The sequence below is a fragment of the Shimwellia blattae DSM 4481 = NBRC 105725 genome, assembly GCF_000262305.1.
Classification (GTDB): domain Bacteria; phylum Pseudomonadota; class Gammaproteobacteria; order Enterobacterales; family Enterobacteriaceae; genus Shimwellia; species Shimwellia blattae.
This window is the reverse complement of record NC_017910.1, coordinates 2,980,650-3,007,121: the sequence shown is the minus strand read 5'-3', so window position 1 is coordinate 3,007,121 and position 26,472 is coordinate 2,980,650. Positions and strand designations below refer to the sequence as shown.

The 26,472-nt window shown below is 56.2% G+C and carries 27 protein-coding genes; 14 read left to right on the top strand and 13 right to left on the bottom strand.

What is annotated here, in order from left to right; all coding sequences use genetic code 11:
* Window positions 1–52: 52 nt before the first annotated feature.
* Window positions 53–634: an ACP phosphodiesterase gene (locus EBL_RS14115; protein ID WP_002444724.1), complete on the bottom strand. Its 582-nt coding sequence runs from the start codon at window positions 632–634 to the stop codon at window positions 53–55.
* Between the two features lie 117 nt (window positions 635–751).
* Here EBL_RS14115 and queA point away from each other — a divergent pair, with 117 nt between their 5' ends.
* The 6 genes from queA to EBL_RS14085 all read left to right on the top strand — a co-directional run bounded on the left by queA (window position 752) and on the right by EBL_RS14085 (window position 8,086).
* Window positions 752–1,825, top strand: a complete 1,074-nt coding sequence (gene queA / locus EBL_RS14110) for a tRNA preQ1(34) S-adenosylmethionine ribosyltransferase-isomerase QueA (protein WP_002444722.1) — start codon at window positions 752–754, stop codon at window positions 1,823–1,825.
* Window positions 1,826–1,982: 157 nt separating this feature from the next.
* Window positions 1,983–3,110: a tRNA guanosine(34) transglycosylase Tgt gene (gene tgt, locus EBL_RS14105; protein WP_002444720.1), complete on the top strand. Its 1,128-nt coding sequence runs from the start codon at window positions 1,983–1,985 to the stop codon at window positions 3,108–3,110.
* A gap of 17 nt (window positions 3,111–3,127) precedes the next feature.
* Entirely contained in the window at window positions 3,128–3,460 is a 333-nt protein-coding gene (gene yajC, locus EBL_RS14100) for a preprotein translocase subunit YajC (protein WP_002444718.1), read from the top strand.
* A gap of 27 nt (window positions 3,461–3,487) precedes the next feature.
* A complete protein-coding gene (secD, locus tag EBL_RS14095; protein WP_014716131.1) occupies window positions 3,488–5,335 on the top strand; it encodes a protein translocase subunit SecD in 1,848 nt (615 codons plus the stop codon).
* 10 nt (window positions 5,336–5,345) lie between these two features.
* On the top strand, window positions 5,346–6,317 hold the full coding sequence (gene secF / locus EBL_RS14090) for a protein translocase subunit SecF (protein WP_002444716.1): 972 nt from the start codon (window positions 5,346–5,348) through the stop codon (window positions 6,315–6,317).
* Window positions 6,318–6,925: 608 nt separating this feature from the next.
* The gene (locus EBL_RS14085) at window positions 6,926–8,086 is read left to right on the top strand and encodes a porin (RefSeq protein ID WP_002444714.1); all 1,161 of its coding nucleotides are present in this window, start codon (window positions 6,926–6,928) and stop codon (window positions 8,084–8,086) included.
* A 200-nt stretch (window positions 8,087–8,286) separates the two neighbouring features.
* Here the strand turns inward: EBL_RS14085 and EBL_RS14080 are convergent, their stop codons facing one another.
* A complete protein-coding gene (locus tag EBL_RS14080; RefSeq protein ID WP_002444712.1) occupies window positions 8,287–9,168 on the bottom strand; it encodes a nucleoside-specific channel-forming protein Tsx in 882 nt (293 codons plus the stop codon).
* Between the two features lie 276 nt (window positions 9,169–9,444).
* Window positions 9,445–9,984 (bottom strand): DUF3251 domain-containing protein, encoded by a 540-nt coding sequence (locus EBL_RS14075; RefSeq protein WP_002444710.1) that lies wholly within the window; start codon window positions 9,982–9,984, stop codon window positions 9,445–9,447.
* 157 nt (window positions 9,985–10,141) lie between these two features.
* Here EBL_RS14075 and nrdR point away from each other — a divergent pair, with 157 nt between their 5' ends.
* The 6 genes from nrdR (at window position 10,142) to pgpA (ending at window position 14,205) form a co-directional block, all read left to right on the top strand.
* Window positions 10,142–10,591, top strand: coding sequence for a transcriptional regulator NrdR (nrdR, locus tag EBL_RS14070; protein WP_002444707.1), 450 nt, complete (start codon window positions 10,142–10,144; stop codon window positions 10,589–10,591).
* 4 nt (window positions 10,592–10,595) lie between these two features.
* Entirely contained in the window at window positions 10,596–11,699 is a 1,104-nt protein-coding gene (gene ribD, locus EBL_RS14065) for a bifunctional diaminohydroxyphosphoribosylaminopyrimidine deaminase/5-amino-6-(5-phosphoribosylamino)uracil reductase RibD (protein WP_002444704.1), read from the top strand.
* Between the two features lie 86 nt (window positions 11,700–11,785).
* On the top strand, window positions 11,786–12,256 hold the full coding sequence (gene ribH / locus EBL_RS14060) for a 6,7-dimethyl-8-ribityllumazine synthase (RefSeq protein WP_002444703.1): 471 nt from the start codon (window positions 11,786–11,788) through the stop codon (window positions 12,254–12,256).
* A gap of 22 nt (window positions 12,257–12,278) precedes the next feature.
* The gene (nusB, locus tag EBL_RS14055) at window positions 12,279–12,698 is read left to right on the top strand and encodes a transcription antitermination factor NusB (RefSeq protein WP_002444701.1); all 420 of its coding nucleotides are present in this window, start codon (window positions 12,279–12,281) and stop codon (window positions 12,696–12,698) included.
* A 48-nt stretch (window positions 12,699–12,746) separates the two neighbouring features.
* On the top strand, window positions 12,747–13,724 hold the full coding sequence (gene thiL / locus EBL_RS14050; protein WP_002444700.1) for a thiamine-phosphate kinase: 978 nt from the start codon (window positions 12,747–12,749) through the stop codon (window positions 13,722–13,724).
* Window positions 13,702–14,205, top strand: coding sequence for a phosphatidylglycerophosphatase A (gene pgpA / locus EBL_RS14045; RefSeq protein ID WP_002444698.1), 504 nt, complete (start codon window positions 13,702–13,704; stop codon window positions 14,203–14,205). The genes thiL and pgpA overlap by 23 nt, the downstream gene beginning before the upstream one ends.
* 50 nt (window positions 14,206–14,255) lie before the next feature.
* Here the strand turns inward: pgpA and dxs are convergent, their stop codons facing one another.
* Genes dxs through xseB form a run of 3 tightly spaced genes read right to left on the bottom strand, consistent with a single transcriptional unit; the run spans window position 14,256 to window position 17,280 of the window.
* The gene (dxs, locus tag EBL_RS14040; protein ID WP_002444695.1) at window positions 14,256–16,118 is read right to left on the bottom strand and encodes a 1-deoxy-D-xylulose-5-phosphate synthase; all 1,863 of its coding nucleotides are present in this window, start codon (window positions 16,116–16,118) and stop codon (window positions 14,256–14,258) included.
* A gap of 17 nt (window positions 16,119–16,135) precedes the next feature.
* Complete coding sequence (gene ispA / locus EBL_RS14035; RefSeq protein ID WP_002444693.1) at window positions 16,136–17,038, bottom strand: (2E,6E)-farnesyl diphosphate synthase; 903 nt, start codon at window positions 17,036–17,038, stop codon at window positions 16,136–16,138.
* A complete protein-coding gene (xseB, locus tag EBL_RS14030) occupies window positions 17,038–17,280 on the bottom strand; it encodes an exodeoxyribonuclease VII small subunit (protein ID WP_002444692.1) in 243 nt (80 codons plus the stop codon). The genes ispA and xseB overlap by 1 nt, the downstream gene beginning before the upstream one ends.
* Before the next feature lie 226 nt (window positions 17,281–17,506).
* On the opposite strand from xseB, the gene thiI reads away from it, so the two are divergent.
* A complete protein-coding gene (thiI, locus tag EBL_RS14025; protein WP_002444690.1) occupies window positions 17,507–18,955 on the top strand; it encodes a tRNA uracil 4-sulfurtransferase ThiI in 1,449 nt (482 codons plus the stop codon).
* 37 nt (window positions 18,956–18,992) lie between these two features.
* Here thiI and yajL read toward each other — a convergent pair whose 3' ends face one another.
* Together yajL and panE are read right to left on the bottom strand one after the other, a co-directional pair.
* Window positions 18,993–19,583 (bottom strand): protein deglycase YajL, encoded by a 591-nt coding sequence (gene yajL, locus EBL_RS14020; RefSeq protein WP_002444688.1) that lies wholly within the window; start codon window positions 19,581–19,583, stop codon window positions 18,993–18,995.
* Entirely contained in the window at window positions 19,543–20,457 is a 915-nt protein-coding gene (panE, locus tag EBL_RS14015) for a 2-dehydropantoate 2-reductase (RefSeq protein WP_002444686.1), read from the bottom strand. Before panE ends, yajL begins: the two co-directional genes overlap by 41 nt.
* Before the next feature lie 141 nt (window positions 20,458–20,598).
* Here panE and EBL_RS14010 point away from each other — a divergent pair, with 141 nt between their 5' ends.
* Window positions 20,599–21,090, top strand: a complete 492-nt coding sequence (locus tag EBL_RS14010) for a YajQ family cyclic di-GMP-binding protein (RefSeq protein ID WP_002444683.1) — start codon at window positions 20,599–20,601, stop codon at window positions 21,088–21,090.
* A 34-nt stretch (window positions 21,091–21,124) separates the two neighbouring features.
* On the opposite strand, the gene EBL_RS14005 is transcribed toward EBL_RS14010, so the two are convergent.
* The 5 genes from EBL_RS14005 to cyoB form a co-directional block, all read right to left on the bottom strand.
* Complete coding sequence (locus tag EBL_RS14005) at window positions 21,125–22,489, bottom strand: MFS transporter (RefSeq protein WP_002444681.1); 1,365 nt, start codon at window positions 22,487–22,489, stop codon at window positions 21,125–21,127.
* Window positions 22,490–22,636: 147 nt separating this feature from the next.
* Window positions 22,637–23,524 carry a heme o synthase gene (gene cyoE / locus EBL_RS14000; protein ID WP_002444679.1) on the bottom strand — a complete coding sequence of 296 codons (888 nt, stop codon included), beginning with the start codon at window positions 23,522–23,524 and terminating at the stop codon, window positions 22,637–22,639.
* Window positions 23,525–23,535: 11 nt separating this feature from the next.
* Window positions 23,536–23,865 carry a cytochrome o ubiquinol oxidase subunit IV gene (locus EBL_RS13995; RefSeq protein ID WP_002444677.1) on the bottom strand — a complete coding sequence of 110 codons (330 nt, stop codon included), beginning with the start codon at window positions 23,863–23,865 and terminating at the stop codon, window positions 23,536–23,538.
* The gene (locus EBL_RS13990) at window positions 23,865–24,479 is read right to left on the bottom strand and encodes a cytochrome o ubiquinol oxidase subunit III (RefSeq protein WP_002444675.1); all 615 of its coding nucleotides are present in this window, start codon (window positions 24,477–24,479) and stop codon (window positions 23,865–23,867) included. Before EBL_RS13990 ends, EBL_RS13995 begins: the two co-directional genes overlap by 1 nt.
* Window positions 24,469–26,460 (bottom strand): cytochrome o ubiquinol oxidase subunit I, encoded by a 1,992-nt coding sequence (gene cyoB, locus EBL_RS13985; RefSeq protein ID WP_002444673.1) that lies wholly within the window; start codon window positions 26,458–26,460, stop codon window positions 24,469–24,471. Before cyoB ends, EBL_RS13990 begins: the two co-directional genes overlap by 11 nt.
* Window positions 26,461–26,472: the final 12 nt, after the last annotated feature.

The following is a 26,472-nucleotide window of genomic DNA, read 5'->3' as shown; positions in this document are numbered from 1 at the left end:
TCCGTTATTCAGGGTAGTGGTGAACGCCCGCCCCCGCCAGCCGCTCTGGTGATTACAGCTGCTGTTTGCCGGCCCGGGCCATCATCTGCGGGTAGAAATCCCAGAATAAATGCTCCAGCTCGCTGTAGTGGTTATCCAGATCCTGCCAGGAGTCACTTAACGCCGCCAGGCGCGGGCGGCGGCTGGCCATGCCGTTCAGCGCCCGGGCAATAAAATCCATATCCCGGTAGCGCTCCAGCCAGTGTTCAGACCACATGGCATTATTGAGCTGAATAAAAGAGGGGGGCGTGCCGGGCAGGGCCGGGACTATCTCAGCCCGGGCCTGGCGCACAAAATCTGCCAGGCTCTGCTGTGCTGAGAGCTGCTGCCAGTGGCGGGAGATAAAATGGTCCCACATCACATCCAGGGTTATCGGGGCCACTCGCCGGGTATCCGGGCGAAACAACGCCCGGGCGGTGCGCACTTCGGGCAGGTTGTCGGTCAGCACGTCAATGCGCCGGTGCAGATAAATACCGGACACCACATCGGGCTGCCAGTGGGTTTCCGGGTTGCCGCGCACAAAGTCCGCCAGAATGTTTCCCAGTAGTGAGCTGTTTGCAAGGCTCGCAAGGTGCAGGTGTGCAAGAAAGTTCATCGCCAGTGGATCGCCTGTTTATTCGCCGCCGGGGGTCAAAAAATAGCTTATCGGTTGCAGGGAGCGCGCCCCGGCACTAGACTAAGCCGCCTGTTTTTTCTGTCTGAGTGTACCACCATGCGCCTTAGCGATTTTTCTTTTGAATTACCCGAGTCCCTGATTGCCCATTATCCCCAGGCGCAGCGTAGTGCCTGCCGCTTACTGTCGCTGGACGGGCCAACCGGGGCACTGACGCATGGTGTGTTTACCGATCTGCTGGATAAACTTAACCCGGGCGACCTGCTGGTGTTTAACAATACCCGGGTTATTCCGGCCCGGCTGTTTGGCCGCAAAGCCAGCGGCGGGAAAATCGAGCTGCTGGTTGAACGCATGCTGGACGACCACCGGGTTCTGGCCCATATCCGCGCTTCCAAGTCGCCAAAACCCGGCGCTGAGCTGCTGCTGGGGGACGACGAAAGCATCAAAGCGACCATGGTCGCGCGCCATGATGCCCTGTTTGAAGTGCGCTTTGATGATCAGCGCAGCGTGCTGGATATCCTCAACCAGATTGGCCACATGCCGCTGCCGCCCTATATTGACCGCCCGGATGAAGACGCAGATCGCGAACTGTACCAGACAGTATACAGTAAACGCCCGGGTGCCGTGGCTGCCCCTACCGCCGGGCTGCACTTTGACGAGCCGCTGCTGGCGGCGCTGCGCGCCAAAGGGGTGGAGCTGGCGTTCGTGACCCTGCATGTGGGGGCCGGTACGTTCCAGCCGGTGCGGGTTGAGAGCATTGAAGAGCACGTGATGCACTCCGAATATGCGGAAGTGCCCCAGGAGGTGGTTGACGCGGTGCTGGCCTGTAAGGCCCGGGGCAATCGCGTGATAGCCGTGGGGACCACGTCGGTACGCTCCCTGGAGAGCGCGGCGCAGGCGGCAAAAGACGCCCTGATCGCGCCGTTTTTTGGCGATACCCAAATCTTTATCTACCCGGGCTATCAGTACCAGGTGATTGATGCCCTGGTGACCAACTTCCACCTGCCGGAATCCACGCTGATTATGCTGGTTTCGGCATTTGCCGGTTATCAGCACACGCTGCACGCCTATCATGAGGCGGTAAAAGCCGAATATCGGTTCTTCAGCTATGGCGATGCCATGTATATCACGTACAATCCGCAAGCCATTAATGAGCGCCCCGGGCAGGATTAACCGCCCGGCGCCTGTTCTGGCCATGCCCCGAGCCGGGGCTTCTGGCAATTTTCAAACTGATGCCTTCTGATACAGGCAGCCAGGATCACCACTGACTGCGGGGGTAGCCCGCAGTATTGATTAACCATCAGACTGTTTCTCTGATGCAGGAGGAAATGTGAAATTTGAACTGGATACGACAGACGGTCGCGCGCGTCGCGGGCGCCTGATCTTTGAGCGCGGTGTGGTAGAAACCCCGGCATTTATGCCGGTGGGCACCTACGGCACGGTAAAAGGGATGACCCCGGAAGAAGTGGAAGCCACCGGTGCGCAAATCATTCTCGGCAATACTTTCCACCTGTGGCTGCGCCCGGGCCAGGAGATCATGAAGCTGCACGGGGATCTGCACGATTTTATGCAGTGGAAAGGGCCGATCCTGACGGATTCCGGCGGTTTTCAGGTGTTTAGCCTTGGGGATATCCGCAAGATAACCGAAGAGGGCGTGCACTTTCGCAACCCGATTAACGGCGACCCTATCTTCCTGAGCCCGGAAAAATCCATGGAAATCCAGTATGACCTGGGTTCCGACATTGTGATGATTTTCGACGAGTGCACCCCGTACCCGGCCGACTGGGATTACGCCAAACGCTCCATGGAAATGTCCCTGCGCTGGGCAAAACGCAGCCGCGAGCGCTTTGATTCACTGGGCAATAAAAATGCCCTGTTTGGCATTATTCAGGGCAGTGTTTACGAAGATTTACGCGATATCTCAGTAAAAGGTCTGGTGAATATCGGCTTTGATGGCTACGCTGTCGGCGGTCTGGCGGTTGGTGAGCCTAAGCCAGATATGCACCGTATCCTTGAGCATGTTTGCCCGCAGATCCCGGCGGATAAACCCCGTTATCTGATGGGGGTCGGGAAACCGGAAGATCTGGTCGAAGGGGTACGGCGCGGTATCGATATGTTTGACTGCGTCATGCCAACCCGCAACGCGCGTAACGGGCATTTGTTCGTTACTGATGGTGTCGTAAAAATCCGCAATGCGAAGTATAAAGACGACACCTCTGCCCTGGATGAGGCGTGTGATTGCTATACGTGTCGCAATTATTCGCGCGCCTACTTGCATCATCTGGACCGTTGCAACGAAATACTGGGTGCCCGGCTGAACACTATCCATAACCTGCGCTATTATCAGCGTTTAATGGCTGGTTTACGTAAGGCCATTGAAGAGGGTAAATTAGAGCACTTTGTCGCGGATTTTTACACGCGTACAGGTAAACCGGTTCCACCTTTGAATGTTAATTAATAAATGAGGGAATTTTCATGAGCTTTTTCATTTCTGATGCGGTAGCCGCCACGGGTGCTCCAGCGCAGGGCAGCCCGGTATCACTGATTCTGATGCTGGTGGTTTTCGGTCTGATTTTCTACTTTATGATCCTGCGTCCGCAGCAAAAACGCACCAAAGAACACAAGAAGCTGATGGACTCCATCGCGAAAGGCGACGAAGTGCTGACCAATGGTGGCCTGGTAGGTCGCGTCACGAAAGTGGCAGACAATGGTTATATCGCTATTGCGCTTAATGAAACCAACGAAGTGGTTATCAAGCGTGATTTTGTCGCAGCCGTTCTGCCGAAAGGCACTATGAAGGCGCTGTAATCTTCTGATTTCCCAAAGGGAACTGCCGTGTTAAACCGTTATCCTTTGTGGAAGTACATTATGCTGGTCGTCGTGATTATCGTCGGCCTGCTGTATGCGCTCCCCAACCTGTATGGTGAGGATCCGGCTGTTCAGATCACTGGCGCGCGCGGCGTCGCCGCCAGTGAAAAAACGCTGATCCAGGTCCAGAACACCTTAAAACAAGATAATATTTCGACGAAGTCTGTGGCGCTGGAAAACGGTGCCATTCTTGCGCGTTTTGATTCCACCGATACTCAGTTGCGCGCCCGGGAAGCGCTGATGGGCGTAATGGGCGACCAGTATGTTGTGGCCCTTAACCTGGCACCGGCAACGCCGATGTGGTTAAGAATGATCAATGCGGAGCCAATGAAGCTGGGTCTTGACCTGCGCGGCGGTGTGCACTTCCTGATGGAAGTTGACATGGATACCGCACTTAGCAAGCTCCAGGAACAGAATATGGATAGCCTGCGCAGCGATCTGCGCGAAAAAGGCATCACCTGGACCAACGTTCGCAAAGCGGATAACTATGGTCTGGATATTACCTTCCGTGATGGTCAGTCCCGCGATAACGCCATTTCCTGGCTGCAGCCGCGCCACCGCGATCTGGTGATCAGCTCACAGGGCGCAACCGGCCTGCGTGCGGTAATGAGCGACGATCGTCTGCGTGAATCCCGCGAATATGCCGTGCAGCAGAACATCAACATCCTGCGTAACCGCGTTAACCAGTTAGGGGTTGCCGAGCCGCTGGTACAGCGCCAGGGTTCTGACCGTATTGTGGTTGAACTGCCGGGGATTCAGGATACGGCGCGCGCTAAAGAGATTCTGGGCGCAACGGCCACCCTCGAATTCCGCCTGGTGAATACCAACGTGGATCAGACGGCAGCGGCTTCCGGCCGTGTACCGGGCGATTCCGAAGTGAAGCCGACCCGTGACGGGCGTCCGGTTGTGCTGTACAAGCGGGTGATCCTGACCGGTGACCATATTACCGACTCCACCTCCAGCACCGATGAGTACAACCAGCCCCAGGTTAATATCTCCCTGGACAGCGCTGGCGGTAACATTATGTCTAACTTCACCAAGGACAATATCGGTAAGCCGATGGCGACGCTGTTTGTGGAGTATAAAGACAGCGGTAAGAAGGACAGCACCGGCCGTGCGGTTCTGGTAAAAGACGAAGAAGTGATTAACGTGGCGAATATTCAGTCTCGCCTGGGCAATAGCTTCCGTATTACCGGGATAGACAACCCGAATGAAGCCCGCCAGCTCTCCTTGCTGCTGCGTGCCGGTGCGCTGATTGCGCCGATTCAGATTGTCGAAGAGCGCACCATCGGGCCAACCCTCGGGATGCAGAACATCACGCAGGGGCTTGAAGCCTGCCTGTGGGGCCTGCTGATCTCCATTGCGTTTATGATTCTTTTCTATAAGAAATTTGGTCTGATCGCGACCACCGCGCTGATAGCAAACCTGGTGCTGATTGTCGGGATCATGTCCCTGCTGCCAGGGGCCACGCTCACCATGCCGGGGATTGCCGGTATCGTGCTGACCCTTGCGGTGGCGGTGGATGCGAACGTACTGATTAACGAGCGTATTAAGGAAGAGCTTAGTAACGGTCGTACAGTGCAGCAGGCCATTGACGAAGGCTACAGAGGGGCATTTAGCTCAATCTTTGATGCCAACATCACCACGCTGATTAAGGTTATCATCCTGTATGCAGTGGGTGTCGGGGCAATTAAAGGCTTTGCTATTACCACCGGTATTGGTGTTGCCACGTCAATGTTTACCGCAATCGTTGGTACTCGTGCCATCGTAAACCTGTTGTATGGCGGCAAACGCATCAACAAGCTGTCTATTTGAGGAGTGCGTTGTGGCACAGGAATATACGATTGAACAACTGAACCACGGGCGTAAAGTCTATGACTTTATGCGCTGGGACTATGTGGCCTTTGCGCTCTCGGGCATCTTGCTTATCGCCTCGGTGATAATCATTGGCATGAAGAGCTTTAACTGGGGGCTGGATTTTACCGGCGGTACGGTTATTGAGATCACGCTGGAAAAACCGGCAGATCTCGACACCATGCGTACCTCTCTGGAAGAGGCGGGTTTTAAAGACCCTCTGGTTCAGAACTTTGGCAGCAGCCGCGACATTATGGTGCGTATGCCGCCAGCCTCTGGCGAGAATGGCAACCAGGAGCTGGGCAGTAAAGTGCTGAGCGTGGTGAACCAGTCTACCGATCAGCACGCTACCGTGAAGCGGATTGAGTTTGTCGGGCCGAGCGTGGGGGCTGATCTGGCGCAAACCGGTGCGATGGCGCTGCTGGTGGCGCTGATCAGTATCCTGGTTTACGTGGGTTTCCGTTTTGAGTGGCGTCTGGCGGCCGGGGTGGTTATCTCCCTGGCCCACGACGTGGTCATTACCCTTGGGATCCTCTCGCTGTTTCATATCGAAATTGATATGACCATCGTGGCGTCTCTGATGTCGGTTATCGGCTACTCGCTGAACGACAGTATCGTGGTATCTGACCGTATTCGCGAAAACTTCCGTAAGATCCGCCGCGGCACGCCCTATGAGATCTTTAACGTTTCGCTGACCCAGACACTGCACCGTACGTTGATTACCTCCGGGACCACCTTAATGGTTATCCTGATGCTGTATATCTTCGGTGGGGCACTGTTGCAGGGCTTTGCGCTGACCATGCTCATCGGGGTGTCTATCGGTACGGCTTCCTCTATTTATGTTGCCTCTGCGCTGGCCCTGAAACTGGGGATGAAGCGTGAACATATGCTGCAGCAGAAAGTAGAAAAAGAAGGGGCGGATCAGCCGTCCATTCTGCCGTAACTGCCCGTCAGGCAGAACAACACCGCAGCCAGTATTGGCTGCGGTTTTTTTTTGCGCGCTGGCCGGTGAATTGCCCGGGCGGGCAGGTGGTTATCGTCCCTGATAATATTATGGATGTTATTACCGGTAATAAACTATGCCGGTTTTGTGGTGAACCTGAAATTATAGCGGTAATTTCCCGACCGTGACGGGAAAATAATAGCGGGGGATTATTTACCCCCTGTCCTGGACAGAGTGGTTACGCTAAGTTATAGTTTCTGACGTTAGCGCACATATTTTAATTCTTAAATCCTTTCCTAATTACCTGTATTTAATGTGGTTTTACTATTAATCATTTTTTTATCAGCAAAATCGTCATTCAGAAATGACAATGATGATATATCCATTAGGAAAAATAGCTGACTTCAGGAACGGATACACAAAATTTTACAACTGTAAAAATTAACATTCTGTGCACTTAAAATGGAATGCAATTAATTTGTCGGGAACTTTCTGTATAATCCGAAAACTCGTGGCAGGCGATAAATTATTCAACTTATTCTAATAAGCTCCAGTATTGATATTTCTTATCGCCATAATATTTCCTCACTGTTATACCGGAGACTGAAGTGCAATTTTCTAAAGCAGCTTCAATTCGTATTCTTAGCGCGACAGGTGGCCTGGCACTGGCAATGCTGACACTGCCCGCGCATGCAGAGATCACTATTCTTGATAAGCATAAAGATGGTAACTCTCTGCTCGATCCGTTAAGTATTCAGGTTGGTGGTAGTATCCGTCCGGGATTTGCCTGGAATGCGGGCGACGAACCTGGGTACTACAAAAATGGTTATGATACGGGTACGCGTTTCCGCTTTACGGGTGATTATGCGCTGACGGATCACACGTCATTAATCGGTTATTACGAGTGGGGTGTGGACCTGGGTCATGTGCTGAAATGGGATGCCCATTACGATCATGACAGCCCGAGCAATACTCAGCGCCAGTTATATGGCGGTATTAAAGACGACACCTGGGGTACACTGACCTTCGGTCACCAGTATGGTGTGTATTACGATACAGTCGGCGTAAAGAGCGACGTCTGGGATAACGACGGTCACGCGAGCGCTAACTGGATTGGTTTTGGTGGGGACTACGACGGCGGCGAACGCCCGAAAAACACCATCAAATACAGCAATACATTCGGTAAGTGGACCGTACGCGCAGACTACCTGCTGCCGGAAGATGAAACCTACGTTGCCGACTCTATGCGCTACCGCCGTAACAGCGGTATGGGGCTGGGTGTTGAATACGCAATCCAGGACGATCTGACTGTCAGCGCCGCCTGGAACCAGACCAACGCGACCGTGAAAGACGATTATGCCGGCGGGCAGAGCCGTAAATACCGCCAGCAGTTCTCCGGTATGGCGTTAACCTGGCAGCCGGATAACTGGTATCTGGTGACCACCGCGACCTATTACGATCACTATGTGCCGAGCAAACGCGACACCGCCGATGCCAGCCACTACTTTGCCGGTGATGGCTATGGTCTGGAAGGTTTTGCCGGGTATACCTTCAAAATCAACCAGCCGTATCTCGACTCCATCATGCCGTATGTGGCTCAGGATACGTTACAGCTGAAGGGCTCTGAAAATTACCATGCGAACCACACCTATCTGGGTGTCTGGACCACCATTGGTTATGGCTTCTCCTTCTATCTGGAACGCACCATTGCGAGCACGTCAGACAACGAGCCGGATACCACCTGGTTTACCGTATACTACGATTTCTGATGCATGCTGATGCATACGCAGTCTGAAAACTCCGGGCCTGATGGTCCGGAGTTTTTTTTTGCCGGGCGCATTTCCGGCAGCCTGAAATATAATTATCCGCCGCGACCGGATTATTACCGGTGGTTATTTAGCCTGTGGCGTCATTATCCCGAATAAAAAAGGCCGCAGATAGCGGCCAGATAAGCGGGGATATTGCCGGATCAGAAGTTGTAACCCACCACCAGGTAACCACCCCAGCCGGTTGAGCGCACATTAAAATTACCGTTCCCGAAGTTCAGCTCTGCATTGTCATTCCACTGGCCGCCATTATGGAAGTAACGGGCAACCACAGAATAGTGCCAGTGATCGTAATTCAGGGCGAGAATATGGCTGGAGGCGACAGAATTACTGGTGCGCATTTTCCCGCCGTTCAGATCGCTGCCGCCGGTTTTATCCAGCTCGGAATCCCAGTCAATGTTGGTAAACCCGATATAGGTCAGATTACCGCCCCACAGGCTGGTGATTGGCACAAAATATTTCACCTTAAAGCGGTAGCCGTCCCATTCGTTTTCGTTCGCGGCACCGTAGTTTTGCCACTGGTACTTGGCATAAATATTCAGCGACAGCCCGATGGGCAGGCCGGTTTCGATATCGGTCCCGAGACCCATATACCAGGTGCTCTGGCGGCCGTCTTTATTGCGGCCCATGTCGTAAATATAGTTGTTGGCAAAATACCACTCTTTAAACGGCCCGAAGCTCAGATCCAGCCCGGTGAGCTTATCGATGGAAAAACGCGGTTCGATTTCCATAAACAGCGGTGAGCCGTGGTTCCAGATCCCGGTTGAGTTACCGTCGCCGCCGAAGAAACGCGGGGCATCCACATACCCGTAGAAATCAAACCAGTCCTTTTTGGCAAAGGCTTCGTATTCGAGGTAGGTGTCATTGCGTAACTGGGGCCCGAAGCGGGTGTGGTAGCTGCTGACCACGTTAACGCTCTGGTGCCACCAGTCTGAGAGGTATTCATTCTGATTGTCGGCTGCCAGGGCGCCGGATGTGCCGGAAAGTGCCAGCACGGTGCCGGCCGCTAAAAGCGTGTTTTTCATTTTTTTGCCACTGTAATTTGTTGGTGAGACCTGCGGGACGGGGGTCGCGCCTGTGCAGAATGACCAGTTTTTGCTCTGGCTTGTTCCGGGCTCTATTATAAAAATCATTGCTCACAAAAATATGTTTTGTTTCACAATTATACCGCATACGTAATCGATTGCTCTCACATTTATAAGGATTGCACGCCAGGGACTGGCGATTTACCCGGGACGGGGGCGGTAGCGGTGGTGTGGATGCCGGGCAAGTGCTGCGCCACCCGGCATCTGTGGCGGCGATTACTGCGCCAGCGGCTGGATATTATGAACGCGGATAAACGTGTTCTCGTCGTTAATCAGGCCCGGCAGTTCAACGGACTGATCAATTTGGGTGCGGGCCAGGGCTGCCGGGAAGCGCACGGTTTTGTGGCGGGTTTCTGTTTCTACCGGGTGGCCGACGGTGCCGGTCAGCTGGCCCCACACCACCTGGGCGCTGAACGCGGGCAGGGCCCGGCCGGACTGGGTATGAATATGCATCACGGTCTGCATCCGGCCGTTAATGTTCTGGGCCGGATCGAGGGTGATAACCAGTGTGCCGAGCTGGCTGTAGAGCTTAGCCGGGCCGTTGGCCTCGGGCAGTAAGTAGGCCCCCTGTTCAGAGGCAGCATTCAGTGCGTTCTGGCGGCTCAGGGCGATACTCTGATCGCTTAGCTGATCCATTTGATTGTTGAGACTGGTCACTTCCTGGCGAATTTGCCGCACTTCACTGCGCGGGGCGCAGGCGGTTAGGGTCAGGCACAGTACAGGTGCCACTATTTTAAGATAACGTCCTGGTCTCATGGGTCATTTCCCGGTGATTTGCTCTCTCTTTATGGTAGTCGTCTGGCACGGGAAAATCAGGTGGTATTTGTCCCAAAGCGTGCTCTTGCTTTTGTCCCGGGGGGAGTCGGGGTAAACTAAGGGGTATTTTCCCCATTATCGTTACTCAGGAAGCACTATGCATTGCCCATTCTGTTTTGCCGTGGACACGAAAGTGATCGATTCCCGCCTGGTAGGGGAAGGGGCATCGGTTCGCCGCCGTCGCCAGTGTCTGGTCTGCCACGAACGTTTTACCACCTTTGAAGTTGCCGAGCTGGTCATGCCGCGGGTGATAAAAAGCAACGACGTGCGCGAACCCTTTAACGAAGAAAAATTACGCAGCGGCATGCTGCGGGCGCTGGAAAAGCGGCCGGTCAGTGCCGATGACGTCGAAAACGCCATAAACCATATTAAATCCCAGTTGCGCGGCACCGGGGAGCGGGAAGTCCCCAGCAAATTTATCGGCAATCTGGTGATGGAACAGCTGAAAAAACTCGACAAGGTGGCGTATATCCGTTTTGCTTCGGTATACCGCAGTTTTGAAGATATCCGTGAGTTTGGCGAAGAGATCGCCCGTTTACAGGACTAACGCCATGCGTGATGAATTTTACATGGCCCGGGCGCTACAGCTTGCGGGCCGTGGGTGCTTTACCACCGCGCCCAACCCCAATGTGGGCTGCGTTATCGTGCGCGACGGGGAGATTGTCGGTGAAGGGTTTCACTACCGGGCCGGTGAGCCCCACGCGGAGGTTCACGCCCTGCGTATGGCGGGTGAGAAAGCCCGCGGCGCCACCGCGTATGTCACCCTTGAGCCCTGTAGTCACCACGGCCGCACCCCCCCGTGCTGCGATGCGCTTATCGAAGCGGGGGTCAGCCGGGTGGTTGCCGCTATGCAGGATCCCAACCCGCAAGTGGCCGGGCGCGGGCTGCATCGCCTGAAGCAGGCCGGTGTTGAGGTCAGCCACGGGCTGATGAGGCACGAAGCAGAAGCGCTGAACCGCGGTTTTTTTAAGCGTATGCGCACCGGTTTCCCCTGGGTACAGGTGAAGCTGGGGGCCTCGCTGGACGGGCGCACGGCCATGGCCTCAGGCGAGAGCCAGTGGATTACTTCCCCCCAGTCCCGCCGGGATGTGCAGCGGCTAAGAGCCCGCAGTGCGGCTATTCTTACCAGTAGCGCCACCGTGCTGGCCGATGATCCGTCACTGACGGTCCGCTGGGACGAGCTGGACGACGAGACCCGGGCCATCTATCCCCGGGAAGATGTCCGCCAGCCCGTGCGGGTGGTGATCGACGGCCAGAGCCGGGTCACACCTGCCCACCGGCTGGTAACGCAGCCGGGCAATACCTGGCTGGTGCGCCCGCAGGCAGATGCGCTCAGCTGGCCGGAGTCTGTGGAGCAGCTGATTATTCCGCAGCACCAGGGGCATATTGATCTGGTCCTGCTGCTGATGCAGCTGGGCAAGCGCCAGATTAACAGTGTCTGGGTTGAAGCAGGCCCGCAGCTGGCGGGGGCGCTGTTGCAGGCCGGGGTGGTCGATGAGCTGATTTTATATGTGGCGCCGAAACTGCTGGGCAGTGATGCCCGGGGGCTGTGCCAGTTACCGGGGCTGACCGCACTGGCGGATGCCCCGGCGTTCAGTTTTAGCCAGATCCGCCGTGTCGGGCCGGATCTGTGTCTGCATTTGTCCGTGGCCTGAGTTGCCATGTAAAACGTAAGCAGCAACGAAAAGATTATGATAAAATCCGCCCCCCTCAGGGGCACCTGAACCCGTTAAGGAAGAATATGAACATTATTGAAGCTAACGTATCTGCGCCAGATGCTCGTGTTGCCATCACCATTGCCCGTTTTAACCACTTTATCAACGACAGCCTGCTGCAGGGTGCCCTTGATGCGTTAAAACGTATTGGCCAGGTGAAAGATGAAAACATCACCGTGGTCTGGGTTCCGGGTGCGTATGAGCTGCCGCTGACAACAGGTGCCCTGGCGAAGTCCGGCAAATATGACGCGATAGTTGCGTTAGGCACGGTCATTCGTGGTGGTACTGCGCATTTTGAATATGTTGCCGGTGGGGCCAGCAATGGTCTGGCGCATGTCGCTCAGGAAAGTGAAATCCCGGTGGCGTTTGGTGTCCTGACGACCGAAACCATTGAACAGGCCATGGATCGCGCGGGGATTAAAGCCGGCAACAAAGGTGCCGAAGCGGCACTGACCGCGCTGGAAATGATTAATATATTGAAAGCCATCAAGGCTTGAGAAATTTAGTAAGGGGAATTCTGTGAAACCTGCTGCTCGTCACCGCGCCCGTGAGTGTGCCGTACAGGCGCTTTACTCCTGGCAGTTGTCCCATAACGACATTGCTGATGTTGAATATCAGTTCCTGGCTGAACAGGACGTAAAAGATGTGGACGTGTTGTATTTCCGCGAACTGCTGGCCGGTGTGGCAACCAATAGCGCGTACCTGGATGGCCTGATGAAGCCCTGGCTGTCCCGTCAGCTGGAAGAGCTGGGACAGGTGGAAAAAGCCATTCTGCGTATTGCGCTGTTTGAGCTGTCAAAACGCGAGGATGTGCCGTACAAAGTGGCCATCAACGAAGCGATTGAGCTGGCTAAAACCTTCGGCGCCGAAGACAGCCATAAATTCGTCAATGGCGTGCTGGATAAAGCCGCTCCGCAGATCCGCCCCCACAGAAAGTAATCCCTGAGGCCGGGTTTCCGGCCTTCTTTTCTTCCCGAGGAAAAACCCATGGCTTGTGGCGAGTTTTCCCTGATTGCCCGTTATTTTGACCGGGTACGCCGTGCCCGTGCAGATGTCGATACCGGCATTGGCGATGATTGCGCACTGCTCACCGTCCCGGATAAGCAACAGCTGGCTATCAGTACCGATACGCTGGTCTCCGGCATTCATTTTCTTGCCGATATTGACCCGGCAGACCTGGGCTACAAAGCCCTGGCGGTGAACTTAAGCGATCTGGCGGCAATGGGTGCCGATCCTGCCTGGCTGACCCTGGCGCTGACCCTGCCCGGGGTCGATGAGCCCTGGCTGGAAGCCTTCAGCGACAGCCTGTTTGAACTGCTCAACTATTACGATATGCAGCTTATTGGTGGCGATACCACCCGTGGCCCGCTTTCTATGACGCTCGGGATCCACGGGCTGATACCGGCCGGGCGGGCGCTGACCCGCAGCGGGGCAAAACCCGGTGACTGGATCTACGTGACCGGCACCCTGGGGGACAGCGCCGCCGGGCTTGCGGTATTGCAGCAGCGGCTTACGGTAAATGATAAGGCGGCCCGCGACTATCTGGTGCAGCGCCATTTACGGCCAACACCGCGTATTTTGCAGGGGCAGGGGCTGCGGGATCTGGCCAGCAGCGCCATTGACCTCTCGGACGGTCTGGCCTCTGATCTGGGCCATATTCTTACGGCCAGCCAGTGCGGCGCGCGCATTGATCTTGAGGCGCTGCCGCTCTCGGCGGCGCTGCGTGAATCTGTCCCGCCCGCCCAGGCACTCGGCTGGGCGCTGAGCGGCGGGGAAGATTATGAGTTGTGCTTCACCGTACCGGAGCTCAACCGCGGGGCGCTGGATGTGGCGCTGGGCCATCTTGGGGTGGCGTTTACCTGTATCGGGCAAATGTGTGCGCCATCGGACGGGCTGGTCTATACCCGTCACGGTGAGCCGGTAACTGTGGATGAAAAAGGTTATGACCATTTCGCAGCGCGATAAACAACTGGCGAAACAACGCCTGAATTTAGCCAACCCCTGGCATTTACTGGCTACCGGCTTCGGCAGTGGCCTGAGCCCGGTGGTGCCGGGCACCATGGGCTCGCTGGCGTCTATCCCGTTCTGGTGCCTGCTGATTATGCTGCCCTGGCCGATGTACTGGCTGGTGGTGCTGGTTGCGGCCGGTATCGGTATCTATCTGTGCCACGTTACCGCCCGGGATATGGGGGTTCACGACCACGGCAGTATCGTCTGGGACGAGTTTGTCGGGATGTGGATAACCCTGGCAGCCTTGCCGCTCTATAACTGGCAGTGGGTGCTGGCAGGCTTTGTGGTGTTTCGCGTGCTGGATATGTGGAAACCCTGGCCGGTGCGCTGGTTTGACCGCAATGTTCACGGCGGGCTTGGCATTATGGTGGATGATATTGTAGCCGGGATCATCTCTGCCGGGATTATCTTTCTGGCAGGCCACTATTACGGCTGACGGCACAAGGTAAAACCCCCGCAGATGCCGGGCATCTGCGGGGAGCTGTCTCAGGAAAGCCAGCTGTTAATCCGGCTCAGGATGGCGTCGCTTTGCAGGCCCGCATCGGCCCGGGCTTCGTCCTGGGTTCCCTGGGGAATGAAGTGGTCCGGCAGGCCCAGGTTGAGCACCGGCACCGGGCGACGGTGAGCCATCAGTACTTCGTTTACGCCGCTACCGGCACCGCCCATAATGGCGTTCTCTTCAAGGGTTATCAGCGCCTCGTGGCGGGCGGCCATCTCAAGGATCAGCGCCTCGTCGAGGGGTTTTACAAAACGCATATCAACCAGGGTGGCATCCAGCGTATCGGCCACTTTCCGGGCCTCATCAATCAGGGTGCCGAAGTTGAGGATCGCCAGTTTTTTCCCTTCCCGTTTAATCACCCCTTTACCGATGGGTAACGCGGCCAGCGGCTGCAACGCCACGCCGGACACATTACCGCGCGGGTAGCGCACGGCGGTGGGGCCTTTTTCGTAGTGGTAGCCGGTATAGAGCATCTGGCGGCATTCGTTTTCATCGCTGGGGGTCATTATCACCATGTCCGGAATGCAGCGCAGGAAGGACAAATCAAACGCCCCCTGGTGGGTCTGGCCGTCTGCCCCGACAATCCCGGCCCGGTCGATGGCAAACAGCACCGGCAGCTTCTGGATAGCCACATCGTGGATCACCTGATCATAGGCGCGCTGCAAAAAGGTGGAGTAGATAGCCACCACCGGTTTATAGCCGCCGATAGCCAGACCGGCAGCGAAGGTCACCGCGTGTTGCTCGGCAATGGCCACATCGAAATACTGATCCGGGAATTTACGGGAAAATTCCACCATCCCTGAGCCTTCACGCATCGCCGGGGTGATGGCCATCAGCTTGTCGTCTGTGGCGGCGGTTTCACACAGCCAGTCGCCGAAGATTTTTGAGTAGCTCGGGGTGCTGTTGGTGCTCTTGGGTAAGTGACCGCTTTGGGGGTCAAACTTCGGCACCGCGTGGTAGCTGATGGGGTCTTTCTCCGCCGGTGCGTAGCCGCGGCCCTTTTTGGTCATGATGTGTAAAAACTGCGGGCCTTTCAGGTCGCGCATATTTTTCAGGGTGTTGACCAGCCCCAGCACATCGTGGCCGTCTACCGGGCCAATATAGTTAAAGCCCAGCTCTTCAAAGAGCGTGCCCGGCACCACCATGCCTTTAATGTGCTCTTCGGTGCGTTTGAGCAGCTCTTTAATTGGCGGAACGCCGGAGAAGACTTTCTTGCCCCCTTCGCGCAGGGAAGAGTAGAGCTTCCCGGAGAGTAACTGCGCCAGGTGGTTATTCAGGGCGCCGACATTCTCCGAGATGGACATTTCGTTGTCGTTGAGGATAACCAGCATATCCGGGCGAATATCCCCGGCGTGGTTCATGGCCTCAAACGCCATACCTGCGGTGATAGCCCCGTCGCCGATGACACACACTGTGCGCCTGTCTTTGCCTTCTCTGGCGGCGGCTACCGCAATGCCGATACCGGCGCTGATGGAGGTGGACGAGTGACCAACGCTCAGCACGTCATAGTCGCTCTCCTGGCGCCAGGGAAAGGGGTGCAGCCCGCCTTTCTGGCGAATCGTGCCGATTTTGTCCCGGCGGCCGGTAAGAATTTTATGCGGATACGCCTGGTGGCCCACATCCCAGATCAACTGGTCAAAAGGGGTGTTATAGACATAATGCAGTGCTACGGTGAGCTCGACAGTCCCGAGCCCGGAAGCAAAATGTCCACTGGAGCGGCTTACGCTGTCCAGCAGGTAGCGACGCAGCTCGTCGCATAATTTGGGCAGCGTCTCTTTGGGGATCAGACGCAGTTCCTCAGTGGACTCTACCAGCGCCAGAGTGGGGTATTTGGCAATATCAAAACTCATCACAGACTCATTATGTGTTATTTGTCACGCTGAACAATATATCGGGCTAACGCTTCCAGTGTGGTGGTGTCCAGGGGCTGCTGCGCCGCGAGGGTTTCCAGCGCCTGGCAGGCGTTAAGGTAGAGGTCATGGGCTTTCGCTCTGGCCTGTTCCAGCCCCAGTAATGCGGGGTAGGTGCTTTTTCCCAGGTGTTGATCAGAGCCCTGGCGCTTTCCGAGCACGGCAGTATCGCCTACCACATCCAGAATGTCATCCTGGACCTGAAAGGCCAGCCCGATACAGTCTGCGTAGCGATCCAGCAGCGGTAATGCCTGGCGGCCTGGTTCACCGGCGGCCAGCGCGCCCATCCGCACGGCGGCGCGGATCAGCATACCGGTCTTGTGGCGGTGGATTTGCTCCAGGGTGGTGAGATCTACCCCCTGGCCTTCCGCCGCCAGATCCAGCGCCTGCCCGCCACACATTCCGGCAACGCCACTGGCCCGGGCCAGTTCTGAGATCATCGCCAGCCGCGAGCTGAGCGCCACATTTTCCATGTCGCCATCAGACAGTATAGAAAACGCCAGGGTTTGCAGGGCATCCCCGGCAAGGATCGCGCTGGCCTCGCCAAATTTAATATGGCAGGTGGGCTGACCACGGCGCAGATCGTCGTCGTCCATGGCGGGAAGATCGTCGTGGATCAGCGAATAGGCGTGAATGCACTCAATGGCCGCTGCCGGAACATCCAGCGCCGCCGGGGAGACCCCGAACATATCGCCGGTCGCATACACCAGAAACGGACGCAGCCGTTTTCCGCCCAGCAGTGTGCCATAGTTCATGCACTCAACCAGTGGACTGTTCTGAAATGGCAGGGGGGCGATAAAACGAATCAGTGCCTGATTGGCCCGTAAAGCCTGGGCCTGTAGCTGTTGGGTAAAATCCATTACTCAGCGTCCGGTGTAAAAGGGGTGAGCGGGGCGTCTTCGTTGTCGCTGAGCAGGATCTGCACCCGCTGCTCAGCCTGCTGGAGCTTTACCTGCCCCTGGCGCGCCAGCTGAATGCCGCGTTCGAACTCGGTCAGGGCGCTCTCCAGGGGTAAATCGCCGCTTTCCAGACGGGCGACTATCTGTTCCAGCTCCTGCAGTGCGCTTTCAAAACTGGCAGGGGTGTCGTTTTTCTTCGCCATGGTAAATCTTTAACCCGGTAAGTAGTTATCATTTTGTGAAGCAGTATGGTAACCAGAACCCTGAGATAAGCAAATAAGCCTTAATAGGTTGGTTGTGTGCGCCGTCTCACAACAGTGATATACTTGCGCGCTTTGGAGGCAGGCACCGGTGGTGTTCCTGCCTGTTTACTGTCTTCAGCCAGCGGATTTTACCCTTGCATGGCTGACCAACGAATACTTAGTCGCCATGAAGTTTATCATTAAATTATTCCCGGAAATCACCATCAAAAGCCAGTCGGTGCGGCTGCGCTTTATCAAAATCCTGACCGGGAATATTCGCAACGTCCTGAAACATTACGATGAAGAGCTGGCCGTGGTCCGCCACTGGGATCACATTGTGGTTCGCGCCAAAGACGAAAATCAGAAAACGGCGATCCGCGACGCGCTGACACGCATACCGGGGATCCACCATATCCTGGATGTGGACGACGTGCCGTTCACCTCGCTGCACGATATTTTTGAGCAGGCGCTGGAGCTGTACCGGGAGCGCCTGGAAGGGAAAACCTTCTGCGTGCGGGTTAAACGCCGCGGCAAGCACGAATTTACCTCCATAGAGGCTGAGCGCTACGTTGGCGGCGGCCTGAACCAGCATATCGAATCGGCCCGGGTGAAGCTCACCCACCCGGATGTGACGGTGAATCTGGAAATTGAAGACGATCGCCTGCTGCTGGTGAAAGGGCGCTATGAAGGGATTGGCGGCTTCCCCATCGGGACGCAGGAAGATGTCCTGTCGCTGATTTCCGGCGGGTTTGACTCCGGGGTCTCTAGTTATATGCTGATGCGCCGCGGCTGCCGGGTGCACTACTGCTTCTTTAACCTGGGCGGGGCCGCGCACGAGATTGGCGTTAAACAGGTGGCCCACTATTTGTGGAACCGCTTTGGCAGCTCCCACCGGGTGCGCTTTGTGGCGATCAACTTTGAACCGGTGGTGGGGGAGATCCTCGAAAAAGTGGACGACGGCCAGATGGGCGTGGTCCTCAAGCGCATGATGGTGCGTGCCGCTTCTAAAGTGGCGGAGCGCTACGGCGTGCAGGCCCTGGTCACCGGGGAGGCGCTGGGCCAGGTCTCCAGCCAGACCCTGACCAACCTGCGGCTGATTGATAACGTCTCTGACACGCTTATCCTGCGCCCGCTTATCTCCCACGATAAAGAGCACATCATCAATCTGGCGCGCGAGATTGGCACCGAAGATTTTGCCCGCACCATGCCGGAATATTGCGGTGTTATCTCCAAAAGCCCGACGGTGAAAGCGGTAAAAGCGCGGATTGAAGCGGAAGAAGCACACTTTGATTTCGCCATCCTCGACAAAGTTGTGGAAGAGGCGGTGAATGTCGATATCCGCGAAATTGGCAAGCAGACCACAGAGAGCGTGGTTGAGGTCGAGACCGTAAGCGGCTTTGGGCCGGATGACGTTATCCTCGATATCCGCTCGGTGGATGAGCAGGATGAAAAACCGCTCCGGGTGGAGGAGGTCTCCGTGGTGGGGCTGCCGTTCTACAAGCTGAGCACCAAATTTGGCGATCTTGACCAGAGCAAAACCTACCTGCTGTGGTGTGAGCGTGGGGTAATGAGCCGCCTGCAGGCGCTGTATCTGCGCGAGCAGGGCTTTAACAATGTGAAGGTTTACCGCCCGTAACCGTGGTGTGGCCCGCCCGGGCCACACCGGCGCGGGGTTAATCTGCGTAGTTGTAGATCCCCGCCGCCAGCACTAACTGAGCCGCCACCTCGGCGGCTTTTTCTTTGCCTGCCAGCAGGTCGATAATCTTCAGCGCAAAATCAATACTGGTGCCCGGCCCCTGGCTGGTGAGCAGTTTTACGCGCTCGTCGTAATAGCAGCGTTTGTCCATCCAGCGGTCGGCGGGGATAGTCTCTTTCAGGCCCGGAAAGCCGGTCATGTTCCCCGGGGTAAAAATATCATGGGGGATCAGCACCATGCCCGGAGCCGCACAGATAGCGGCCACAATCCGCCCGGAGAGATGAAACTGGCGCACCGTCTCCACCAGGAGCAGGCTGTCGTGCAGATTCCGGGCCCCCTGCAGGCCGCCGGGCAGGACGATAACGTCAAAATCGCCGTCGGCCACGTTAACCAGCGGTGCATCCGCCAGCAGCTTCACCCCCCGGGAGCAGGGGATAACCAGGCTCCCGTCGCTGGCGACACTGGCCGTGGTGACCTGGATCCCGGCCCGGACCAGCAGGTCAATGGTGGTGACGGCCTCGGTCTCTTCACAGCCAGGTGCCAGGCATATCAGTGCCGATGCGCTCATATTCACTTTCCTTTTGTTTAATCATTTCAAACAGGCGCCGGTTTTCCGGCACCGTAACCCCGTGGGCCCGGGCCCGCTGGAGTAAATAGCCGGTAATATAGTCGATTTCCGTATGGCGCTGCTGGCGGATGTCCTGGAGCATGGAGGAGATATTCGGTCCGGTGCTTTCTATCACCTGCTCCACATAGCTCAGCAGACCTTCGCCAGAGGTATGGTATCCCTCAAGGCCCATAATTTGCGCCACTTCCTGGCAGACGGCGCTGACCTCATCGTGATGCATAATCAGCGCGCCGTTCGGGCAGTTATAGAGGGCAGTAAGCGGGTTTATGACGCAGTTTACCGCCAGTTTTCTCCAGCAGGCGGCGGCGATATCATCATGCCAGGCCACGTCGGGGAGGGCCTGGTGCAGCCGCTCGGCAAGCTCACTGTAGGATTTACCGGCTGGGTTCCCGGGCCCGATGTGGGTCGTCCCGCCCGCCACGTGGATAATCACATTACCGTCGCGCCGCGCCGCGTGGGTGGTAATACCCTGGATGAGTGGATTGGGTAAATCGGCCAGCTCCCCGAGGGTGCCCATGCCGTTATTCAGCAGCAGAATCGGGCAGTTGGGGGGCAGGTCTGGTTGCAGGTTTTTCAGCGCCCCGTAAATCTGCCAGGCCTTCAGGGTCACCAGCAGCAGATCGCTGGACTGTAAAAATGCCGGATCGTTTGCCGTGAGTGTCTGGTTGAAGGCGCTGGCGTCAGTGTCAATCAGGTTGACGCTACAATAAGGTTGTGTGACCCGTAGCCAGCCCTGGACTTCATGTCCTTGTTTATAAAGCGCCGCCAGCCATAGCTGCCCGAGAGCGCCACAGCCCAGAACGGTTATTTTCATTGTTCCTCCCTACCCGGAATGGCACGGATATTATTATTTCCCCTATTATAGCCCTAATAGGCGGCTAACCGCTTTAACGGGTTGTTTTGTACCATTCAGCGGGTATCATGCTTGCCAGTTAAACCTGAGGGAGAAGCGAAGATGCCATCTTTTGATATTGTTTCTGAAGTCGAGATTCAGGAAGTCCAGAATGCGGTGGATAACGCCACCCGTGAGCTGGAAACCCGCTTCGACTTTCGTAATGTGACTGCCAGTTTTGAACTGAACGACAAAGAAAAGACCATTAAGGTGGTCAGCGAGTCTGATTTCCAGGTCAACCAGTTACTGGATATTCTGCGCGCTAAACTGCTCAAGCGCGGCATTGAAGGCGGCTCTATTGAGGTGCCGGAAGAGTTTGAGCACAGCGGTAAAACCTGGAGCGTGAACGCGAAGCTGCGCCAGGGGATAGACAGCGCCATGGCGAAGAAAATCGTCAAGATGATCAAAGACAGTAAGCTGAAAGTGCAGACCCAGATCCAGGGCGACCAGGTGCGGGTGACCGGTAAGTCCCGTGATGATCTGCAGGCGGTTATGCAGCTGGTGCGCAGCGGTAAGCTGGGCCAGCCGTTCCAGTTTAATAACTTTCGCGACTGAGCCCGGGGAAACTCCCCTGGCGGGGAGTTTTTACTCAGGCGTTTTGCAGGAAGGTTTCCACTTCAACCCGGTTGGTGATTTTGCTGTCAATCTTCACGTAGGCGCTCTGTTCGCCGCTGATGATGATGGCATCACTGATCCCCGGCCGGGCGAGCAGGCGCTCGCGTAGTGCATCCGGATCTTTGACCGGCCCGGGCAGGGCTATCCGCAGGCTGCTGACATAAGGCGGCTCTTCCATTGTGCTGCTGACCATCAGCCACAGGGTGGCCAGAAACGCGGCGGCCAGGAACACCATCTGGGCGCCGAATGCCCCCGCCAGCCAGCCGCCAGCGGCCCCGCCCAGCGCCACCCCGAGGAACTGGCTGGTGGAGTAAACCCCCATCGCCGTGCCTTTATATCCCGCCGGGGACTCTTTGCTGATCAGCGAAGGCAGCAGGGCCTCCATCAGATTAAAGGCGAGGAAAAACAGCTGCACGCCCAGCGCCAGTACCCAGAAACGCCCCACCGCCCCCCAGAGCACAATCTCACCGGTCAGGATCAGCGCCACGCAGCCGATAAACACCTGCTTCATGCGGCGTCTGGACTCGGCATAAATAATAAACGGCAGCACCGCCACAAACGAAATAAGCATGGTGCACAGGTAGATTTTCCAGTGCTGTGCCGCTTTCATCCCCGCCAGCTCCAGCTCGCCGGGGAGGGCGACAAAGGTCGCCATCAGCATCATGTGCAGGCACATAATGCCGAAGTTAAGTTTCAGCAGCTTTTTGTTAAACAGCACTGCCCGAAAGCAGCCCTTCACCATGCCGGATTCGCGGTTCAGAACATGGTTTTTACTCTCCGGCACTACCCACAGGGTGAGCAGGATCCCGCAGCTTGCCAGGGCGGCAATCATCCAGAACAGTGCATGCAGCCCCAGGGCATGGGTAATCACCGGCCCCAGAACCATGGCAATGGCGAAGGTGACCCCGAAGCTGACACCGATAAACGCCATGGCCTTGGTGCGGTTTTGCTCCCGGGTGAGATCTGAAAGCAGCGCCATTACGGCTGCGGCAATGGCGCCGGAGCCCTGCAGCGCCCGGCCAAGAATAATGCCCCAGATAGAGTGGGAGAGGGCGGCAATCACGCTACCCAGTACAAAAATTAACAGCCCGCCAACGATTAAGGGCTTGCGGCCAACACGGTCAGAGACCAGGCCAAAGGGGATCTGGAAAATTGCCTGGGCCAGACCATAAATGCCGATGGCGACACCGATCAGCGCCTCGCTGGCACCCTGGAGTGACATGCCCCAGGTGGTCAGAACCGGCAGCACCATGAACATGCCCAGCATGCGCAGTGAGAACACGGTTCCAAGCCCCCATGTGGCCCGCAGCTCAGTGGGTGTCATTTTGTTATCGTTCATTGGGACCTCAGATAAAAAACCGACTCTAGTGTAGTGCGGGGGAGGGGGTGGGTAAATGGCCGGTTAATGACTAAATATTACAGGGATTTCTCACTGATTTTAATAATAAAAAAGGGCGCTGATGCGCCCTTTTAGTGGTTTGCCGGCTTACCGGACCCAGGCGACCAGGTTATGGGTATCTGGCACCATAAAGTCAACGGACATCATCACGCTCAGGGAGGTGATCGCCACAATGGAGAACACGAACAGCTTGCGCGCCCAGACTTTGTCGTTTGCGGTTTTGTAACCGGAAAGCGCCATGCCCAGCCACCAGACGCTGACAGCGGCGGCGACGACCAGGTATTTATACCCGGCATAGCCCCCAAGAGACAGCATCAGGGTCGCGACCATAAAAGCAATGATGTACAGCGTGATGTGGTTTTTCGCGACAGAAATCCCTTTCACCACCGGTAATACCGGAATATTGGCCGCCTGATAATCCTTAAAGCGGAAAATGGCGATGGCGTAGGAGTGCGGCATCTGCCAGAGGCTGAAAATCGCCAGCAGAATTGCCGCACCGGTATCAAACTCACCGGTGACCGCGCAGTAACCAATAACCGGCGGCGCCGCGCCGGACAGGCTACCAATCAGGGTGCCATAGACGGACTTGCGCTTCATATACAGGCTGTAGAGCCCCACATAAACCACAAAGCCCATCACCGACAGCCACATGGCCAGCGGGTTTGCGCCAAACCACAGCGTAGTGAAGCCAGCAATACCCAACACAGTGGCGTACACCAGCGACATTTCCGGCGAGATCAGGCCTTTTACCAGCACCCGGTTCTTCGTCCTTTCCATCTTGCGGTCGATATCCCGGTCGATGACGTTGTTGTAAACACAACCGGACGCCACCACCATGGACACGCCCGCCAGGGTGAACAGGAAGAGGGGATAGTCAATCTGGCCTTTGGCGGCGAGTAAAAAGCCGCCAATGACCGAGATTAAATTCCCGAAAATAATGCCTGGTTTCGTAACTTGCAGGTATTGCTTAATCATTTTCGCCGCTCTTAGTGAAGCATCATGTTGTAGTTCAGGTTCCACATGATCCAGATGGAGCCGACTACGACAATAGCGATGATAATGGCGGTAAAGATAAAGGCCGTCAGGTTCCAGCGCTCCTCAGATGAGGTATTCATATGCAGGAAGCAGACCAGATGGACCAGAATCTGTACCACGGCGGTAACCAGGACAGTGCCGAGAATAGCCGCGTGCGACGCAGTGCCATTCATCACCATCCAGAACGGGATAACTGTCAGAATAATCGACAGGATAAACCCGGTCATATAGGTCTTAACGCTACCGTGGGACGCGCCGTGTTGATCAGTTGTATGACTCATTACATGGCCCCCATCAGATACACTACAGAGAACACACAAATCCACACCACATCCAGGAAGTGCCAGAACAGGCTCAGGCACATGATCCGGGTGCGGTTAGTGGCGGTCAGGCCGCGGCGCGAGATCTGCACCATCAGCACTGCCATCCACAGCAGGCCAGAGGTCACGTGCAGACCGTGGGTGCCCACCAGTGCAAAGAACGCAGAGAGGAAACCGCTACGATCCGGGCCAAAGCCTTCGGCAATCAGGTGGTGGAATTCATAGATTTCCATCCCGATAAACCCGGCCCCGAACAGGAAGGTCAGCGCCAGCCAGGAGATAACCTGGCTCTTGTTGCCTTTGTGCATGGCGATAGCCGCCATGCCGTAGGTGATGGAGCTGAACAACAGCAGGAAGGTCTCAACCAGTACGAACGGCAGTTCAAAAATGTCCTTACCGGTTGGGCCGCCCGCAGTGCCGTTCACCAGAACCGCGTAAGTGGCGAACAGACAGGCGAACAGGATGCAGTCGCTCATCAGGTAGATCCAGAACCCAAAAACCTTATTGGATCCCGCATCGTGGTGCCCGTGATCATGCGCATGGGCGTGCGCGTTGGTCAGAGTATCAGTTGCCATTTTTCAGCCCTGCTTTAGTAATTTCGGCGAAATGCTGGTTTTCGATCTTCTCGACTTCAGCAACCGGAACGTAGTAATCCACGTCTTCGTCGAAGCTCTTCACAATCCATGTCACCACAATCCCGGCGAAACCGACGATAGCCAGCCACCAGATATGCCAGATCATGGCGAAACCAAATACCGTAGCGAAGGCGGCGATAACCATACCGGCGGCGCTGTTTCTCGGCATATGCACTTCTTCATAACGGGCAGGCTGTTTGTAGGCCGTGCCTTTTTCTTTCATTTCCCAGAACTCGTCGCGCTCATCAACCTGCGGAACAATGGCAAAGTTGTAGAACGGCGGCGGGGAAGAGGTGGCCCACTCCAGGGTACGACCGCCCCACGGGTCACCGGTCAGATCGCGGTTTTGCTCGCGGTCACGCACAGAGACGATGATCTGAATAATCAGGCACAGGATCCCCAGCGCAATCAGCGCAGCACCGCAGGCGGCCACGATCAGCATGGTGTGGAACTGCGGGTCAATCTGCTGGCTCAGGCGGCGGGTCATCCCCATGAAGCCCAGCGCATACAGCGGCATAAAGGCCACGAAGAAGCCGATAATCCAGCACCAGAAGGCACGTTTGCCCCAGGTTTCGTTGAGGGTGTAACCAAACGCCTTCGGCCACCAGTAGGTCATACCGGCGAAGCACCCGAACACCACACCACCGATAATAACGTTATGGAAGTGGGCAATCAGGAACAGACTGTTATGCAGCACAAAGTCCGCACCCGGAACGGCCAGCAGTACCCCGGTCATCCCGCCAACGGTAAAGGTGACGATAAAGCCAATGGTCCACAGCATCGCCGAGTTGAAGATGATGCGGCCCTGGTACATGGTGAACAGCCAGTTGAAAATCTTCACCCCGGTCGGGATGGCGATAATCATGGTGGTGATACCAAAGAAGGCGTTAACGTTCGCCCCGGCGCCCATGGTAAAGAAGTGGTGCAGCCAGACGATAAACGACAGCAGGGTGATACACACCGTCGCCCACACCAGAGAGGTATAACCAAACAGGCGTTTACGGGAGAAGGTGGCCACGATTTCAGAGAACACACCGAACACCGGCAGGATCAGAATGTACACTTCCGGATGGCCCCAGGCCCAGATCAGGTTGATGTACATCATCATGTTGCCGCCCATATCGTTGGTGAAGAAATGGGTGCCCAGATAGCGATCCAGGGTCAGCAGTGCGATGGTGACAGTTAAAATCGGGAATGAGGCAATAATCAGGATGTTGGCGCACAGGGATGCCCAGGTAAAGACCGGCATCTTGAACATGGTCATGCCCGGGGCGCGCATCTTCAGAATGGTAACGAAGAAGTTAATCCCGGTAAGCGTAGTACCAACACCGGAAAGCTGGAGACTCCAGATCCAGTAGTCTACCCCTACGCCAGGACTGTACTCTGCCCCCGACAGCGGCGGATAGGCCAGCCAGCCCGTCTGGGCAAATTCACCCACACCCAGCGAGACGTTCACCAGAATCACCCCGACAACCGTAAACCAGAAGCTCAGGTTGTTAAGGAACGGGTAGGCCACGTCGCGGGCACCGATCTGTAACGGCACCACCAGGTTCATCAGGCCGATAACAAACGGCATCGCCACGAAGAAGATCATGATAACGCCGTGGGCGGTGAAGACCTGATCGTAGTGGTGAGGCGGCAGGAACCCGGCTTCACCCGCCGAGGCCAGCGCCTGCTGGCTGCGCATCATGACGGCGTCGGCAAAGCCGCGCAGCAACATCACGATGGCGACGATGATATACATAATCCCCAGGCGTTTGTGGTCGACCGAGGTCAGCCACTCGTTCCATAGCCAGGACCACTTACCGAAGTAAGTGATCAGTGCCAGTATCGCCAGTCCCCCGACGATAATTGCGGCCACCGTAACCATGATAATTGGTTCATGGAAGGGGATCGCATCCAGTGTAAGTTTTCCGAACATTGTTATATTCCT

Bases quoted from the DNA above. Each gene is read 5' to 3' on its own strand.
- thiL (WP_002444700.1), top strand. From the start codon at position 12,747: ATGGCTTGTGGCGAGTTTTCCCTGATTGCCCGTTATTTTGACCGGGTA.
- panE (WP_002444686.1), bottom strand. From the start codon at position 20,457: ATGAAAATAACCGTTCTGGGCTGTGGCGCTCTCGGGCAGCTATGGCTG.
- EBL_RS14115 (WP_002444724.1), bottom strand. From the start codon at position 634: ATGAACTTTCTTGCACACCTGCACCTTGCGAGCCTTGCAAACAGCTCA.
- EBL_RS13995 (WP_002444677.1), bottom strand. From the start codon at position 23,865: ATGAGTCATACAACTGATCAACACGGCGCGTCCCACGGTAGCGTTAAG.
- ribH (WP_002444703.1), top strand. From the start codon at position 11,786: ATGAACATTATTGAAGCTAACGTATCTGCGCCAGATGCTCGTGTTGCC.
- thiI (WP_002444690.1), top strand. From the start codon at position 17,507: ATGAAGTTTATCATTAAATTATTCCCGGAAATCACCATCAAAAGCCAG.
- cyoE (WP_002444679.1), bottom strand. From the start codon at position 23,524: ATGATTAAGCAATACCTGCAAGTTACGAAACCAGGCATTATTTTCGGG.
- yajL (WP_002444688.1), bottom strand. From the start codon at position 19,583: ATGAGCGCATCGGCACTGATATGCCTGGCACCTGGCTGTGAAGAGACC.
- queA (WP_002444722.1), top strand. From the start codon at position 752: ATGCGCCTTAGCGATTTTTCTTTTGAATTACCCGAGTCCCTGATTGCC.
- xseB (WP_002444692.1), bottom strand. From the start codon at position 17,280: ATGGCGAAGAAAAACGACACCCCTGCCAGTTTTGAAAGCGCACTGCAG.
- yajC (WP_002444718.1), top strand. From the start codon at position 3,128: ATGAGCTTTTTCATTTCTGATGCGGTAGCCGCCACGGGTGCTCCAGCG.
- dxs (WP_002444695.1), bottom strand. From the start codon at position 16,118: ATGAGTTTTGATATTGCCAAATACCCCACTCTGGCGCTGGTAGAGTCC.
- cyoB (WP_002444673.1), bottom strand. From the start codon at position 26,460: ATGTTCGGAAAACTTACACTGGATGCGATCCCCTTCCATGAACCAATT.
- EBL_RS14080 (WP_002444712.1), bottom strand. From the start codon at position 9,168: ATGAAAAACACGCTTTTAGCGGCCGGCACCGTGCTGGCACTTTCCGGC.
- EBL_RS14005 (WP_002444681.1), bottom strand. From the start codon at position 22,489: ATGAACGATAACAAAATGACACCCACTGAGCTGCGGGCCACATGGGGG.
- ribD (WP_002444704.1), top strand. From the start codon at position 10,596: ATGCGTGATGAATTTTACATGGCCCGGGCGCTACAGCTTGCGGGCCGT.
- EBL_RS14010 (WP_002444683.1), top strand. From the start codon at position 20,599: ATGCCATCTTTTGATATTGTTTCTGAAGTCGAGATTCAGGAAGTCCAG.
- EBL_RS14075 (WP_002444710.1), bottom strand. From the start codon at position 9,984: ATGAGACCAGGACGTTATCTTAAAATAGTGGCACCTGTACTGTGCCTG.
- nrdR (WP_002444707.1), top strand. From the start codon at position 10,142: ATGCATTGCCCATTCTGTTTTGCCGTGGACACGAAAGTGATCGATTCC.
- pgpA (WP_002444698.1), top strand. From the start codon at position 13,702: ATGACCATTTCGCAGCGCGATAAACAACTGGCGAAACAACGCCTGAAT.
- EBL_RS13990 (WP_002444675.1), bottom strand. From the start codon at position 24,479: ATGGCAACTGATACTCTGACCAACGCGCACGCCCATGCGCATGATCAC.
- ispA (WP_002444693.1), bottom strand. From the start codon at position 17,038: ATGGATTTTACCCAACAGCTACAGGCCCAGGCTTTACGGGCCAATCAG.